The sequence below is a fragment of the Rothia mucilaginosa genome (genome assembly GCF_019334805.1).
Classification (GTDB): domain Bacteria; phylum Actinomycetota; class Actinomycetes; order Actinomycetales; family Micrococcaceae; genus Rothia; species Rothia mucilaginosa_C.
The window spans coordinates 1784809-1799370 of sequence record NZ_CP079822.1; the positions used below are offsets into that span (position 1 = coordinate 1784809).

Genomic DNA, 14562 nt, shown 5'->3' on the forward strand with positions numbered 1-14562 from the left:
ACAGCTGATTGAATGAGCTGATACGTAAAGAGCCGCCGGTTCCCCTGATGAGGGGAGCCGGCGGCTTTTTGCTATCCGCAGTTTATTCCGGACGGGTGAACTGGGCTGTATGCCCTGCAGCTCTTAGGAGCTGCGGCGCGAGCGCAGAACGCTCAAACCCAGACCCGCACAGATCGCGGCAACACCAATGCCAACAATCACGCCAACACTGGATGCACCGGTGCTCGCCAGGGTGGCCTTCTTGGGGCTGCTCTCCTGAGCCAGATGATCCTTAGCGAGGCTGTCCTTTGCCAGGTTGTCCTTAGCCGATTGGGCGGCGGTCACCGGAGCCTCCTGAGCGGGATTGCTCTGAGCGGGCTTACTCTTGGGATGCGCCACGGTCGCATCCTCCAGCTTGTCAGCGTTGGGGGTCTTATCGGCAACCGGTGCCGGAGCGGCCGTTGCCTCCGGCAGTGCCGGGACGGTGGGTGCATCGGTCGGGTTTACGCCAATGGTTGCTTCCGGCAACGCGGGAACCGTGGGTGCATCCGTCGGGTTTACGCCAACGGTTGCTTCCGGCAGCGCGGGAACCGTCGGAGCGTCAGTGGGGTTTACGCCAATGGTTGCTTCGGGCAGGGGTGCCACGGTGGGTGCTTCAGTGGGGTTTACGCCGATAGTTGCTTCCGGTAGGGGTGCCACGGTGGGCGCGTCAGTGGGGTTTACGCCAATGGTTGCCTCGGGCAGGGGAGCTACGGTGGGCGCGTCAGTGGGGTTCACGCCAACGGTTGCCTCAGGCAGAGGCGCTACGGTGGGCGCGTCGGTCGGGTTTACACCAATGGTTGCCTCGGGCAGGGGCGCTACGGTGGGTGCATCGGTCGGGTTCACGCCAACGGTTGCTTCCGGCAGGGGTGCCACGGTGGGTGCGTCAGTGGGGTTCACGCCGATGGTTGCCTCAGGCAGAGGAGCCACCGTCGGAGCATAGGTCGGAACCGCAGACACCACAGGCTCCTGCGCGAAAAGCTCAAGAGGCTTCTGAGCATCAAACGAGCCGTACTCGGCACCCTCAACGCCAGCCGCCATAGTGCCCGCAATGTACTTGTGAGAGGTATTCAGCGTCGCCGCAATATCCGCCGGGACCTTCACCTCCGTCTCAAAAGCACCGTTGTGAATCTGCGAAGCAGGTACGGTCACCTCAGCCACGAAGCGCATACCCGTCTGGGGAAAACGACCGGGAACCCACACATTCGTATCAGACACCACCACGCGCACACCGTGCGGGGTCGCCTCACCGGTGTAGCCGGTACCGCGCACCTTCAACACAGTCTCACCCTTGGTGTTCAAGCGCGGCGAATCCACCTGAAGAACCGGTGCGGCGCTATCTTTCACAACGTCCATGCGTAGCACCTGGCCGCCCGAATAATGGCCATCAACGGCGATATTGGCGACGAAGCTGTAGTTCTTCGCCGGGTCAATCAATTCTCCAGGAACGTAGTGGGTCGCAGTAGCTGTACCATCCTTGAACGGGCCCGCAACGTGCACCGTCTGGATCGGGTTCAGGAACGGGAAACCCCTATGGTTTGCCTCATGCAAAGCCGGGGAAAAAGCAGTGGTTTTCGCGGGCAGCTTCGTCGCCTTGAGCGTAATCTTGTTCAGACGCAGGGCGGTCTTCAGCTCACGGGTATTGGTCTCAACCTTGTAGTTGTAGACCGTAATAACCGGCGGATTCACCGGATCCGGGGTATTAGCCGCCGCAACAGAAGGCAGAGCGCACAGGCTCAACGACGCGGCAAGAAGAACAGAAGCGCCAGCGCTACCGTAGCGGCGGGAACGAGAAGAGTTAGCCATCATGAAGTTCCTTCTACATGAGTGATTGAGTGATCCGCACTCTTCCTGTATCACGCTAAGTCGAGTGCGTATACGGTACCGCGACATCGCGGTTAAATACACGGTAACACGCGCCTAAACGCATGAACCGGACATAAGATAACTCGCCGAAATATTACGTAAAACCAATGCCTACAGGGCGCACAATAGGGTGGAATAATAAGACAAATACGCACTGTGCCGGGTGGAGGATACGGAAATGCTAGGGTAGAAAGATGCCCATGCAGAAGAACCCGCAGAACCGAGTAGAAGCAGCCCCGCCCGCCGAGCACAGTGCTACTGAGCACAGCGCCATCGACAGCGCGCACCGCGTCGTGAATGTGTGCGCTGTAGCAATCCGCAACCGGGACGGCCTCGTACTCACCGTACGCAAGCAGGGTAGCGACGGGTTCATGATGCCCGGCGGCAAACCCGAACCGGGGGAGACCCCGCTACAGACCGCCTGCCGCGAAGTGAACGAAGAAATCGGGCTCACCCCCGACCCCGCCCGGATGCACCATCGTGGACTCCTGGAGGCAGCGGCGCTGAACGAGGCGGGCTTTACGGTACGCGCCGAAACCTATGAATACGCACCCACCGACGAGCAGCACGAACAGCTGGCTATGCTGGTGCCGCAGGCAGAAATCGCTGAGCTACGCTGGGTCAACCCCGACATGAGCAGCCCCTCCGATTCTGTAGCGCAGGCACCGCTGAATACCGAGCAGATTTTCCCGCTGCTGGCGCGCACCCCGCTACCGTAATCACCGTGCCTAACGTGCCCCTGAACTGGCGGGCGGCACACATGAGGTACACAGGTGCATCCGGTACCCTCAACACAACAACATCTATCGCGCGGTAGAACGCATAGAGGCGCTCCACCCCGAAACCCCATACACCCCAAGGAGAACCATGAAGAAGACCAACTACAACCTTGCCGTCTACTGCGGTGCACGCTCCGGCAACGACCCGCTCTTCACCACCCGCGCCCAGGAGCTCGGCACCCTCTGCGCCCAGAACAATATTGGCGTGGTGTACGGTGGCGGCCGCACCGGCCTCATGGGCACCGTCGCGGGCGCAACCCTGGACGCCGGCGGCGTGGTCTACGGCGTGGTCACCCACAAGCTGGTCGGGCTGGAGGGCGTGTACCCCGGCCAGACCACCCTCGAAATTGTGGACACCATGCACCAGCGCAAAATCGCCATGATCGACAAGGCTGACGCGTTCGTCGCCATGCCCGGCGGCCCCGGAACCCTCGAAGAGTTCTTTGAAGTTTTCAGCTGGCAGTTCCTCGATATTCACTCTAAGCCGGTCGCCCTGCTGAACGTCAACGGCTACTGGGATAAGCTCATCGACGCCATGCACTACATGGCGTCCACCGGTCTGCTCAACGAACGCTACCTGGACGAGCTCATCATCGTCACTACCCCCGAGGAGCTGCTGGATGCGCTCGCCAAGGACCTAGAGCGCCGCGCCGCCGAAAAGAATGCCGCTGAATAAAACCAATACTGCATAAAACCAACGCAGAAAACGAGATTGACTATGGCAACCACCCCCACCCAGGCACGCACCCTGCTACTGACCTACTTCGGACCGTTCCCCGGCGTGCCCGTCAACCCCACCGTGGCGCTCGCAGAAGGCGCCGTGCGGGCGCTGAATACCGCCCGCCCGGACCTGCGCGTCGTGGCCCGCGAGCTGCCCGTCAGCTACGACGGATCCAGCGCCGCCCTGCGCGCCGCCCTGCAGGATGTGCAACCCGACGCGCTCATCAGCCTGGGCGTAGCGGTTGGCCGCGACGTGGTCAGCCTCGAACAGGTCGCCATCAATCTGGACTCCGCGGGCATTGAGGATAACGACGGCGACCGACGCTGCGATGAGCCGATCGCTCCGGGCGGTCAGGAGGCGTACTTCTCCTCCCTGCCGGTGCGCGCCAGCTTTGAGCGCCTGCGTGCGGCGGGGGAGCCGGTCGAGATTTCGTACACCGCCGGAACCTACGTGTGCAACCATGTGTTCTACGAGGGTCAGCGCATCAGCCGTGAACTGGGTCTGAGCATCCCCGCCGGATTCGTGCACGTGCCCGCAACCTGCGCCGACGGCGAAGAGGCCACCGAAGACACCGGCATGACCGCCCACCGTGACGCCGGTGGCGTTGTCCGTGACGAGCAGGGCATCCCGCAGCTACCCGAATCCACCGTGGTGCGCATTATTGCTGAGGTTGCCTCCGACACCCTGCCCGCCGTGAACTAGCAGCACGGTACTGAGCTAGAACCCCTATAACAAAACCGCCGGATAGCCTCCCTAACTGGGAGCCTATCCGGCGGTTTTGCATCCTATACCCGCAGGCTATAAAACCCTCGGGGATAGGTTCGAACTACTACTTGGTGCGGTTCTTCAGGTAGTAGTCAATCAGCGAGGCGGTCGAAGAATCCTGACGCTCCAGAACCTCGCGGTCACCCTCAATAGCGGGAACCAGGTCCAGGGCCAGCTTCTTGCCCAGCTCAACACCCCACTGGTCGAAGGAATCGATGCCCCACACAACACCCTGAACGAAGGTGATGTGCTCGTACAGGGCAATCAGGGAGCCCAGAACGCGCGGGGTCAGGCGCGGTGCCATGATGGAGGTGGAGGGGCGGTTGCCGCTGAAGATACGTGCGTTGACCACGTGCTCCGCGGTGCCCTCTGCGCGAACCTCTTCCTCGGTCTTGCCGAACGCCAGAGCCTGAGACTGTGCGAAGAAGTTAGCCAGGAACAGCTCGTGAACGTCCTGCTCGCCGTCCTTGGTCGGGTGGACCGGGTTGGCGAAGGCCAGGAAGTCCGCGGGAATCAGGCGGGTGCCCTGGTGAATCAGCTGGTAGAAGGCGTGCTGGCCGTTGGTGCCGGGCTCGCCCCAGAACACTTCACCGGTTGCGTAGTTGACGAAGGAACCGTCCGCGCGAACAGACTTGCCGTTGGACTCCATGGTCAGCTGCTGCAGGTACGCGGGGAAGCGGTGCAGGTACTGGTCGTAGGGAAGAACCGCGTGGGTCTCAGCGCCGAGGAAGTTCACGTTCCAGATGTTCAGCAGACCCATCAGAACGGGTACGTTCTGAGCCAGGGGAGCGGTGCGGAAGTGCTCATCCATCGCGTGGAAGCCTGCGAGGAAGTCAGCGAAAACCTTCGGGCCGAACACGATAGCCAGGGAGGTACCGATAGCGGAGTCTACGGAGTAGCGGCCGCCAACCCAGTCCCAGAAGCCGAAAGCGTTCTCGGGGTCAATGCCGAATGCTGCAACCTTGTCGAGTGCGGTGGAGACAGCCACGAAGTGCTTAGCCACAGCTTCGGATGCTTCCTTACCTTCCAGAGCGCCAGCCTCAGCCAGTGCGGACAGCAGCCACTCGCGTGCCACGCGCGCGTTGGTCAGGGTCTCGAGGGTGCCGAAAGTCTTGGACGCGACGATGAACAGGGTGGTCTCGGGGTCCAGGTCGGAGACCTTCTCTGCCACGTCGGTCGGGTCAATGTTGGAGATGAAACGTGCGGTGATGCCTGCGTCTGCGTAGGGCTTGAGAGCCTCGTACACCATGACCGGGCCCAGGTCGGAGCCACCGATACCGATGTTCACGACGGTCTCGATGCGCTTGCCGGTGATGCCGGTCCACTCGCCGTTGCGCACGCGCTCAGCGAATGCGTAAATCTTCTTCAGCACGGCGTGAACGTCTGCGTCAACGTCCTGGCCGTCAACGGTCAGCGCGGGGGTGTAACCCTCGGGGCGGCGCAGTGCGGTGTGCAGCACGGCGCGGTCCTCGGTGACGTTAATGTGCTCACCGGAGAACATTGCCTCGCGGGCCTGCTCCAGCTTGACCTCTTCAGCGAGCTTGAGCAGCAGCTCAACGGTCTCGGAGGTAATCAGGTTCTTGGACAGGTCGACGTGCAGTTCGTCGGCGGTGAAGCTGAACTTCTGCGCGCGTTCCGGGTCAGCGGCAAACCATTCGCGCAGGTTCGGGGTGAGGGATTTGTGATGAGCGGACAGAGCCGACCATGCAGAAGTAGTCGTGGGGTCAATAGAAGTAGTCATGTTTCCATTCTCTTATTTTCGGGGGTCTCTGTCACCTCTTTCGAAGGTGATATGGAACGATACGGCGAAAAAATCGAAACCTGGCACGTCATTGTGGCCTTGCAGTATCAAGATGTAGAGTAAACCCCATGACTTCTTCATCTGAACACACTCCCGCTGATACTCATGCACCGCGCTACCTGCTCATTTCCCATGAAGGGGAAACCCTCCTCAACGATGACGGAACCGTGCACTACCTGACCGGTCACGATGCTGCTGAGCCGCTGACCGAAGAGGCCATCCTTGCGCGTAGCGTGATTCGCCCCGCCGCCTACGGTGCCGACGCCCAGAAGAATAGTGGTGCGGAGGTGCACGTGCTCTACTGCGAGGACGAAACCCTCGCGCAGGTCGCTACCGACCTGAATAACCCTCGGGTGCGCGCCTCCGCCAGTGGTTTCCGCTACTACCCGGTCCACGAGAACCCGGAAGGCCGCGCCCACTACGCCACCGCCCTGGCACGCCGCGACTACCTGATCGACATGCGCTACTCCGCCTACAGTGGCGAGGAGGCGCCCCTCGGCTCGAAGGGAATCCGCCGCACCGCCTCCGGCGAGATGGTGTTCCCCCGCATTGAACCCGCCGTGATGGCGCTGGTGACCAGCCGTGACGGCGAGCGCGTGCTGTTGGCGAATAACCGCCAGTGGCACCCCAACCGGTTCGCCCTCATTGCCGGATTCGTTGACCCCGGCGAAAACCTCGAAGAGGCAATTGCCCGCGAAGTTTACGAAGAAACCGGCCTGCACGCCCTGAGCACCGAGTACCGTATGAGCGATGTGTGGCCTTTTCCGCGTTCGCTCATGATTTGCTACCGGGTGCGCGTGGATGAGAACGAGCCCATCATCCATCACGACGGTGAGATTCGCGCCGCACGCTGGTTCACCGCCGCTGAGCTGCGTGAGGCGATTGCCATTTCGGAGGAACGCGGCAATAGCGACGAGGACGACCCCGCCAAGCTGGAATTGCCCGGCACGAATGCCGTCGCCCGCCGCATGATTGATGAGTGGCTCGCAGAAAAGCCCTAGTGATACACTGGTAGCTAAGCCCAACGGAGGGGGGTCCGTTTTGGCGTGCCCGGAAACGTTCTCATCGCAGAGCGGGTCCATCGGCAAACACCCAAACCGGCAACGACCACCAGATACCTATCTGTGGGTACTGCCCTGTGACCCCCTGCGCTGTCTAGAGCGCACCCGTTGGCAAGACTATCCCCTAGATTTAAGCGAGAAACTTAACGCATGTCTGAAAACACCGCTTCGCGCCCCGACCTTCGCAATGTGGCTATCGTGGCACACGTTGACCACGGTAAGACCACCATCGTCGACGCGATGCTGCAGCAGACCCACGCCTTCTCTGCCCACGCAGATGTTGAAGACCGAGTCATGGACTCCGGTGACCTCGAAAAGGAAAAGGGCATCACCATTCTGGCGAAGAACACCACCGTGTTCTACAACGGCCCTTCCGCCAACGGTGAGACCATCACCATTAACGTTATTGACACCCCCGGCCACGCCGACTTCGGTGGCGAGGTGGAGCGCGGCCTGTCCATGGTTGACGGCGTTGTGCTGCTCGTGGACGCATCCGAAGGCCCGCTGCCCCAGACCCGCTTCGTGCTGCGTAAGGCACTGGCTGCTAAGCTGCCCGTAATCCTCGTGGTGAACAAGGTTGACCGCCCCGACTCCCGTATTGACGAGGTTGTTGGCGAGTCCATGGACCTGCTGCTCGGCCTGGCATCCGACCTGGCGGACGAGGTTCCCGACCTGGACCTGGACGCCGTGCTGAACGTTCCGGTGGTGTACGCATCCGGTAAGGCTGGCGCTGCATCCCTGAACCAGCCCGCAGACGGCCAGCTGCCCGACAACGACAACCTTGAGCCGCTGTTCAAGACCATCATCGAGCACGTGCCCGCCCCCACCTACGACCCCAACGAGGTTCTGCAGGCACACGTGACCAACCTGGACTCCTCCCCGTTCCTGGGCCGTCTGGCACTGGTCCGTATCTTCAACGGCACCCTGAAGAAGGGCCAGACCGTTGCGTGGGCACGTCACGACGGTGAGATCAAGAACGTCCGCATCTCCGAGCTGCTGGCGACCAAGGCTCTCGAGCGTGTTCCCGCAGAGTCCGCTGGCCCCGGCGAAATCGTCGCAGTGGCTGGTATCGAGGACATCACCATTGGTGAAACCCTCACCGACGCTGAGAACCCCAAGCCCCTGCCGCTGATCAAGGTGGACGATCCCGCGATCTCCATGACCATCGGTATTAACACCTCCCCGCTGGCTGGCCGCGTCAAGGGCGCAAAGGTCACCGCACGTCAGGTGAAGGACCGCCTGGACCGCGAGCTGATCGGTAACGTGTCCATCAAGGTTCTGCCCACCCAGCGTCCGGACGCGTGGGAAGTTCAGGGCCGTGGCGAGCTCGCCCTGGCTATCCTCGTGGAGCAGATGCGCCGCGAAGGCTTCGAGCTGACCGTGGGTAAGCCCCAGGTGGTTACCAAGACCATCGACGGCAAGGTCTACGAGCCCATGGAGCACATGATCATTGACGTGCCCGAGGAGTACCTGGGCGCTGTCACCCAGCTGATGGCTGCACGTAAGGGCCGCATGGAGAACATGTCGAACCACGGTACCGGTTGGGTCCGCATGGAGTTCGCTGTTCCCGCACGTGGTCTGATTGGTTTCCGTACTCAGTTCCTGACTGAGACCCGCGGTGCCGGTATTTCTTCCTCCTACTCGATTGAGCACGAGCCGTGGGCTGGCGAGATTGAGTACCGCACCAACGGTTCGCTGATTGCTGACCGTGCCGGCGTGGTGACCCCCTACGCGATGATTAACCTGCAGGAGCGTGGCACCTTCTTCGTGGAGCCCACCTCTGAGGTGTACGAGGGCATGATCGTTGGTATGAACTCCCGTGCAGACGACATGGAAGTTAACATCACCAAGGAAAAGAAGCTGACCAACATGCGTTCTTCGACTGCGGACAACTTCGAAAACCTGACCCCGCCGAAGAAGCTGACCCTGGAAGAGTGCCTGGAGTTCGCTCGCGAAGACGAGTGCGTTGAGGTGACCCCCGAGGCGATTCGTATCCGTAAGGTCATCCTGGATTCCAACGAGCGTGTCCGCGAGTTCCGCCGCCGCGCCCGCGCGAACTAATACAGCGCGAATGACTGTTAGCGTTAGCGACTAACCTGCTGTAGCGGGTGTCGTTGCCCGAGCGCTGTCGTTGCGTAGGAGCCGCCGCTACCTTTCATGTGGAAGGTGGCGGCGGTTCTGTTTAACCGTTCCGTTCGGGAAATAACAGCGGGGCAGCGGGGGGAGAAGGGGGAGGAGAGCCGGGCGCTTTTGCTTTCTACTGAAAACCGCCTCCAAAAACCGCTTCTGAAAAGCCTGAACACCCCGCGCTGTACATGCGAGTGTGTAAGATAAAATAATGCGCCTGCACGGTGGTGGCACCCGTCAGCTACTCAACGTCTGCTGATCAACGATGTAAATTGCCGGCGCGCTTTGACCGTCCAAGAAACCCAACCCTGCGTATGAGAGGGAAAGCCTGTGTCTGAAACCGAGAACACTCAGCCTGATTCTGCGACCCCTAGCTATCCCACGCAGGGTGAGCGCATCGCCCCCGGATCGCGCCGTGACCTGCTGCCGAATAACTACGATGCGAAGAAGGCACGCATCCTGTTTGTGCATGCACACCCGGACGACGAAACCTCCTCGACCGGCGCAACCATGGCGTACTATGCGCAGAAGGGCGCGGAGGTGTACCTGCTGACCGCTACCCGCGGTGAACTAGGTGAGGTCATCCCCGAGGAGCTACACCACCTGGAGGTCGGTAAGCCCGGCTGCCGTGATAATGGTGAGGCGCTGGGTGAGTATCGCACCGGTGAGCTTGCCGGCGCTATTAAGGCACTCGGCGTGAAGAAGCAATTCTTCCTGGGTCAGGAACCCGCCGTCGCTGAGGGCGCGCTGCCCCTGTACCGTGACTCCGGCATGGCGTGGGGCCCGGAGGGTAAGCCCGTCGCCAACCCGGTGGCGGCGGAGGACTCGTTGACCGCGCAGCCGCTGGAACCGCAGGCTCAGGCGCTGGTTGCCGCTATCCGCGCCCTCACCCCGGATGTTCTGGTTACCTACGATTCGGACGGCGGCTACGGCCACCCCGACCACGTGCGCGTGTACGAGATTGTGCACCGTGCCCTGCAGATTCTTGAAGATGACGAGGACCGCCCGATTCTTACCTGGGGTATTGAGGGTGAGTTCGACGCGGCTGATCAGCGCCTGCAGGCTGCTATTTACGGTGACGGCACCGCCAAGCGCAAGGCAATGGAGGCGCACCGCACCCAGATTACGGTGGTGGACGAGAAGACTTTTGAGTACTCGAATAAGGTGCCGCAGAAGATTTCTGCCGTGGAGACTTTCCGTGTGCTCGACGGCGACCCGACGGCGACCGTGCATCCGAAGCCGCAGGAGGCCGGTCTGGTGGCGGGCGTTCTGACCGGCTCGATTCTGGGTATTTTTGCTGGTATTGCCGGGTCGATCTACCACGCTTGGGTCGTGTATGCGGGGGATACCGCCCTGCCCCTCGGCTTGCTGGTGGCGTACCTGACGGTTTTCTTTACCGCCCTGTGGTGCGCCCTGTCGCTGCGCCGCGGCTACGCGGCGGCGGTTGTGGCTGTTGCCGTGTTCGTGACCGTGTACGTGCTCGGATACGGTCGCCCCGATTCGCCGTTTGTTTTGGTGAACCCGGGTCATTCGGCGATTGGCTTCTACGGTGCCCTGTGGTGGTTTGGTGCCCCGGTTGCGGCGATGCTGGGCATGCTCGTGTACACGCGCGCTCGCGTGAAGGACGCGCAGTATTTCTCGCCGCGTGCGGCGCATCAGCGTGCGCGCGCTAAGAAGTAGCCTGAAGGCTATTACTATGTCATAACGTGGGGGAGGGGCGTTCCGGTTAGCCGGGACGCCCCTCCTGCTGTTTTTGGGCGCTGCACCGCTGCTGTCTTCTGCACCCGCCGGATAGAGGCTCAGGTAGAGGACAATAGGGAAGAAAATTTATGCGTTATTCGGTGAATTTAGCGGAGGTGGAAATAATGGCAACTTCATCAAAAAATTCATGTGACGAAGATTTCATTTTTGGCTTAATCTATTTTTAAAAGCCAGCCGACTAGTCGTAATGCAAATAAATACCAGGTCAGCCTAGCCTAAAAAATACCCCCACAAACCCAATGACCCACTGTCTGATACACCACGAAAATACTGTTAAACAGTCAGCGCGCGATAGACTATACACAGACTTCCCCGCCGGGTACCAACCACTCGGCGGTTTACTCTGTAGATTCTGCCCTGCAGCAGACGACCCGCAGAACGGCGGGCACGGGGCGAACAGCTTCTAGAAAGGCACACCAATGACCTACGTAATCGCGCTTCCCTGCGTGGATGTCAAAGACCGCGCATGCGTTGAAGAATGCCCCGTCGACTGCATCTACGAAGGCGAACGCACCCTGTACATCCACCCCGATGAGTGCGTGGACTGCGGCGCCTGCGAGCCCGTCTGCCCCGTAGAAGCAATCTACTACGAAGACGACGTCCCCGAAGAGTGGACTGAATACGTCAGCGCCAACGCAGACTTCTTCGACGACCTGGGTTCCCCCGGCGGTGCCGCAAAGCTCGGCCCCACCGGCAAGGACGTGCCCTTCATCGCGGCACTGCCCCCTCGTGGTGAGTAGTAGCCTGCGGCGAATAATAGCGACAACCGCATAGACTGACCGCACCCGCTAACGGGTGCCAAGAGCCTCCATCACAGCACCCGGTGCCCACGCACCGTCTAGGCGCTGGAATGGAGGCTCTTGCTGTAGGCACGCCAGCGCACGGACGCTAGACTAAAATGACGAAAACTATTATTCCCAAGCAACCAGGTGACACAATGACTTACGGCCTGAACCTGCCCGAATACCCCTGGGAGGCGCTCGCCCCCTACCGCGCAACCGCGGCCGCCCACCCGGACGGTCCGGTGGACCTGTCCATCGGCACCCCGGTCGACCCGACCCCGCAGAACATTCGTGAGGCGCTGGCGGCTGCCTCCAACGCACCCGGCTACCCGACCACCCACGGCACCCCCGCCCTGCGTGAGGCTATTGCCGAGTGGTTTGCGCGCCGCCGCGGCGTGACCGGCCTGAACCCTGACGCGATTATGCCCACGGTGGGTTCGAAGGAGCTCGTGGCGTGGCTGCCGTTCCTGCTGGGGCTGGGCCCGGGCGATGTGGTCGTGTACCCGCGCGTTGCGTACCCCACCTACGATATGGGTGCCCGTTTTGCTCGCGCCGAGTCTGTACCCGCCGACAGCCTGGACGAGTTGGATGCTGATACCCGTAGCCGTGTGAAGCTGATTTGGGTGAACTCCCCGGCGAACCCGAACGGTGTGGTGCGTACCGTGGAGCAGCTGCGTGAGATTGTGGCGCAGGCGCGTGAAATTGGTGCCGTGGTGGCGTCCGATGAATGCTACGCTGAGCTCGGTTGGGGTGCTTGGGATGAGGCGCGTGGCGGTCAGCCGGTGCCGTCCATCCTGGATCCTCGCGTGTGCGATGGTGACTTCACCGGCCTGTTTGCCGTGTATTCGCTGTCGAAGCAGTCGAACCTTGCCGGTTACCGTGCCGCGTTCATCGCCGGTGCCCCCGAGCTGATGCCGAACCTGATTAATAGCCGCAAGCACGCAGGCATGATTGTGCCCGCCCCGGTGCAGGCTGCCATGATGGTGGCGCTGGCTGATGAGGCGCATGTGGCGGCGCAGAAGGACCTGTACCGTGCTCGCCGCGAGGTGCTGGAGGAGGCGATTATCGCCGCCGGTGGTCGCATCGAGAATTCTGAAGCTGGCCTGTACCTGTGGACCACTTTCGGCGAGTCTACCTGGGATTCGATTGGTCGCCTGGCGGAGCTGGGTATTATTGCTGGCCCCGGCGTGTTCTACGGCGAGGACGGCGAAGGCTACGTGCGCATCGCTCTGACTGCCTCCGATGAGGCGGTGGCGAAGGCTGCTGAGCGTCTGAAGGTATCTGCATCTAAGTAATGTTGCTGCCAGGTAGCTCCCGACGGGGCTACAGTTCCGGTAACTACCTAGCCCGAAGCGCACAAAAATGCCCGATAGGTGAGATAACACCTATCGGGCACTCTTCAACACCCCTCACAAGGGGCTAAAACAGCTTAGGCTTCGTAACCATTGGGGTTGTTCTTCTGCCAGTTCCAGTGGTCGCGAACCATGGTCTTAATGTCGCGGCTAGCGCTCCAACCCAGATCCGCCAGAGCAGAGGAAGGATCAGCGTAAGAGACCGCAACGTCACCGGGGCGACGATCCACAATCTTGTACGGCAGCTCCTTACCGCACGCCTCCTCGAACGCGTGCAGAACCTGCAGAACCGAGTAACCGTTACCGGTACCCAGGTTCCAGGTGTGCAGACCGCCGTGCTGGGTAATGTAATCCAGCGCCTTCAGGTGGCCGTCAGCCAGGTCAACCACGTGGATGTAGTCGCGCACGCCGGTACCGTCAACGGTCGGGTAGTCGTTACCGAAGACGTTCAGGTACTCGCGGCGACCCACAGCAACCTGCGCGATGAAGGGCACCAGGTTGTTCGGGATGCCCGCCGGGTCCTCACCAATACGGCCGGACTCGTGCGCACCAACGGGGTTGAAGTAACGCAGCAGAGCAATGTTCCACTTGGAATCAGAAGCAGCCAGGTCGACCAGCATGTCCTCGATGTGCTCCTTGGTGCGGCCGTAGCAGGACTGCGCATCCATGTTCATCTTCTCAATCAGAGGCATGGACTCGGGCTCACCGTACACGGTAGCGGAGGAGGAGAACACGATGGAGTGGCAGTCAGCCTCGTCCATTGCGTACAGCAGGTTCAGGGTGCCAGCCACGTTGGTCTGGTAGTACCACAGCGGCTTCTCGGCGGATTCGCCCACAGCCTTCAGACCCGCAAAGTGAATCACAGCGTCGGGGCGAACCTGCTTGAAGAGAGCCTTCATGCCTTCGAGGTCGAGCAGGTCAACCTTGTGGAACTCGGGGGCGCGGCCAGCGAGTTCAGCGACGCGCTTGAGGGACTCCTCGGAAGAGTTTGCAAGGTTATCCATGACGACGACGTCGTGACCTGCCTTGAGCAGTTCAAGTACAGTGTGGGAGCCGATGTAGCCGGCGCCGCCGGTAACGAGTACCTTCATGATGTCCTTTCGGGCTTTATATATCCGGAAAAAGTGCTCCGGATGGGGGACAAAAGCTGTTGAGCTGTATCTAATAGTACAGCCGTGCACGGGGCGTAAGTACTGCGGGACACTGTGCGCTTGTGCACTCTGGTGTGAGCACGTGGGAGGCGTTATTGAGGTGTGCCGCCACTCGTCTGCAGCGGCGGGTGCGCTGTACCCGGTACTACCAGCCTAGCGAAAGCCCGAGCATCCCGCCCTGAAAACGGTCATCGTAGCCGCCGCGGATTCGCGCCCAGCCTGTGAGAGCGGCGAAGAGGGAACACCAGGCGCAGAAAAGGGGGCCGGGATGCTTCACGCATCCCGGCCCCTAAAGTTCACGGGCCGACCCCCAACGTTCGCAAGGGCAACCAGCGCTAGTCCAGGTACAGACTAGTTCAGGTGCAGACTAGTTCAGGT

General features: G+C 61.2%; 11 protein-coding genes. 8 read left to right on the forward strand and 3 right to left on the reverse strand.

What is annotated here, in order from left to right; genetic code table 11:
- Nucleotides 1-123: 123 nt before the first annotated feature.
- A complete protein-coding gene (locus LPB405_RS07180) occupies nucleotides 124-1827 on the reverse strand; it encodes a hypothetical protein (RefSeq protein WP_219100930.1) in 1704 nt (567 codons plus the stop codon).
- Nucleotides 1828-2084: 257 nt separating this feature from the next.
- On the opposite strand from LPB405_RS07180, the gene LPB405_RS07185 reads away from it, so the two are divergent.
- The 3 genes from LPB405_RS07185 to LPB405_RS07195 all read left to right on the forward strand — a co-directional run bounded on the left by LPB405_RS07185 (nucleotide 2085) and on the right by LPB405_RS07195 (nucleotide 4086).
- Nucleotides 2085-2603, forward strand: coding sequence for an NUDIX hydrolase (locus LPB405_RS07185; RefSeq protein WP_257604889.1), 519 nt, complete (start codon nucleotides 2085-2087; stop codon nucleotides 2601-2603).
- Nucleotides 2604-2751: 148 nt separating this feature from the next.
- Nucleotides 2752-3339 carry an LOG family protein gene (locus LPB405_RS07190; protein WP_219100934.1) on the forward strand — a complete coding sequence of 196 codons (588 nt, stop codon included), beginning with the start codon at nucleotides 2752-2754 and terminating at the stop codon, nucleotides 3337-3339.
- 42 nt (nucleotides 3340-3381) lie between these two features.
- The gene (locus LPB405_RS07195; protein ID WP_219100936.1) at nucleotides 3382-4086 is read left to right on the forward strand and encodes a pyroglutamyl-peptidase I family protein; all 705 of its coding nucleotides are present in this window, start codon (nucleotides 3382-3384) and stop codon (nucleotides 4084-4086) included.
- 127 nt (nucleotides 4087-4213) lie between these two features.
- Here LPB405_RS07195 and pgi read toward each other — a convergent pair whose 3' ends face one another.
- Entirely contained in the window at nucleotides 4214-5890 is a 1677-nt protein-coding gene (gene pgi / locus LPB405_RS07200; protein WP_219100938.1) for a glucose-6-phosphate isomerase, read from the reverse strand.
- 128 nt (nucleotides 5891-6018) lie between these two features.
- On the opposite strand from pgi, the gene LPB405_RS07205 reads away from it, so the two are divergent.
- The 5 genes from LPB405_RS07205 to dapC all read left to right on the forward strand — a co-directional run bounded on the left by LPB405_RS07205 (nucleotide 6019) and on the right by dapC (nucleotide 12976).
- Entirely contained in the window at nucleotides 6019-6951 is a 933-nt protein-coding gene (locus LPB405_RS07205) for an NAD(+) diphosphatase (protein WP_219100940.1), read from the forward strand.
- 210 nt (nucleotides 6952-7161) lie between these two features.
- Nucleotides 7162-9072, forward strand: a complete 1911-nt coding sequence (gene typA, locus LPB405_RS07210) for a translational GTPase TypA (protein ID WP_219100942.1) — start codon at nucleotides 7162-7164, stop codon at nucleotides 9070-9072.
- A gap of 396 nt (nucleotides 9073-9468) precedes the next feature.
- Nucleotides 9469-10818, forward strand: a complete 1350-nt coding sequence (locus LPB405_RS07215; protein WP_219100944.1) for a PIG-L family deacetylase — start codon at nucleotides 9469-9471, stop codon at nucleotides 10816-10818.
- A 500-nt stretch (nucleotides 10819-11318) separates the two neighbouring features.
- Nucleotides 11319-11639, forward strand: a complete 321-nt coding sequence (gene fdxA, locus LPB405_RS07220; RefSeq protein WP_049354209.1) for a ferredoxin — start codon at nucleotides 11319-11321, stop codon at nucleotides 11637-11639.
- A gap of 197 nt (nucleotides 11640-11836) precedes the next feature.
- Nucleotides 11837-12976 carry a succinyldiaminopimelate transaminase gene (dapC, locus tag LPB405_RS07225; protein WP_219100946.1) on the forward strand — a complete coding sequence of 380 codons (1140 nt, stop codon included), beginning with the start codon at nucleotides 11837-11839 and terminating at the stop codon, nucleotides 12974-12976.
- Between the two features lie 134 nt (nucleotides 12977-13110).
- On the opposite strand, the gene galE is transcribed toward dapC, so the two are convergent.
- Entirely contained in the window at nucleotides 13111-14124 is a 1014-nt protein-coding gene (gene galE, locus LPB405_RS07230) for a UDP-glucose 4-epimerase GalE (RefSeq protein WP_070685409.1), read from the reverse strand.
- Nucleotides 14125-14562 lie beyond the last annotated feature (438 nt).

What these genes read in the sequence shown, in the direction of transcription:
- LPB405_RS07195 (WP_219100936.1), top strand. Translation starts at nt 3,382, where the DNA reads ATGGCAACCACCCCCACCCAGGCACGCACCCTGCTACTGACCTACTTC.
- fdxA (WP_049354209.1), top strand. Translation starts at nt 11,319, where the DNA reads ATGACCTACGTAATCGCGCTTCCCTGCGTGGATGTCAAAGACCGCGCA.
- LPB405_RS07180 (WP_219100930.1), bottom strand. Translation starts at nt 1,827, where the DNA reads ATGATGGCTAACTCTTCTCGTTCCCGCCGCTACGGTAGCGCTGGCGCT.
- LPB405_RS07185 (WP_257604889.1), top strand. Translation starts at nt 2,085, where the DNA reads ATGCAGAAGAACCCGCAGAACCGAGTAGAAGCAGCCCCGCCCGCCGAG.
- galE (WP_070685409.1), bottom strand. Translation starts at nt 14,124, where the DNA reads ATGAAGGTACTCGTTACCGGCGGCGCCGGCTACATCGGCTCCCACACT.
- typA (WP_219100942.1), top strand. Translation starts at nt 7,162, where the DNA reads ATGTCTGAAAACACCGCTTCGCGCCCCGACCTTCGCAATGTGGCTATC.
- LPB405_RS07205 (WP_219100940.1), top strand. Translation starts at nt 6,019, where the DNA reads ATGACTTCTTCATCTGAACACACTCCCGCTGATACTCATGCACCGCGC.
- LPB405_RS07190 (WP_219100934.1), top strand. Translation starts at nt 2,752, where the DNA reads ATGAAGAAGACCAACTACAACCTTGCCGTCTACTGCGGTGCACGCTCC.
- pgi (WP_219100938.1), bottom strand. Translation starts at nt 5,890, where the DNA reads ATGACTACTTCTATTGACCCCACGACTACTTCTGCATGGTCGGCTCTG.
- dapC (WP_219100946.1), top strand. Translation starts at nt 11,837, where the DNA reads ATGACTTACGGCCTGAACCTGCCCGAATACCCCTGGGAGGCGCTCGCC.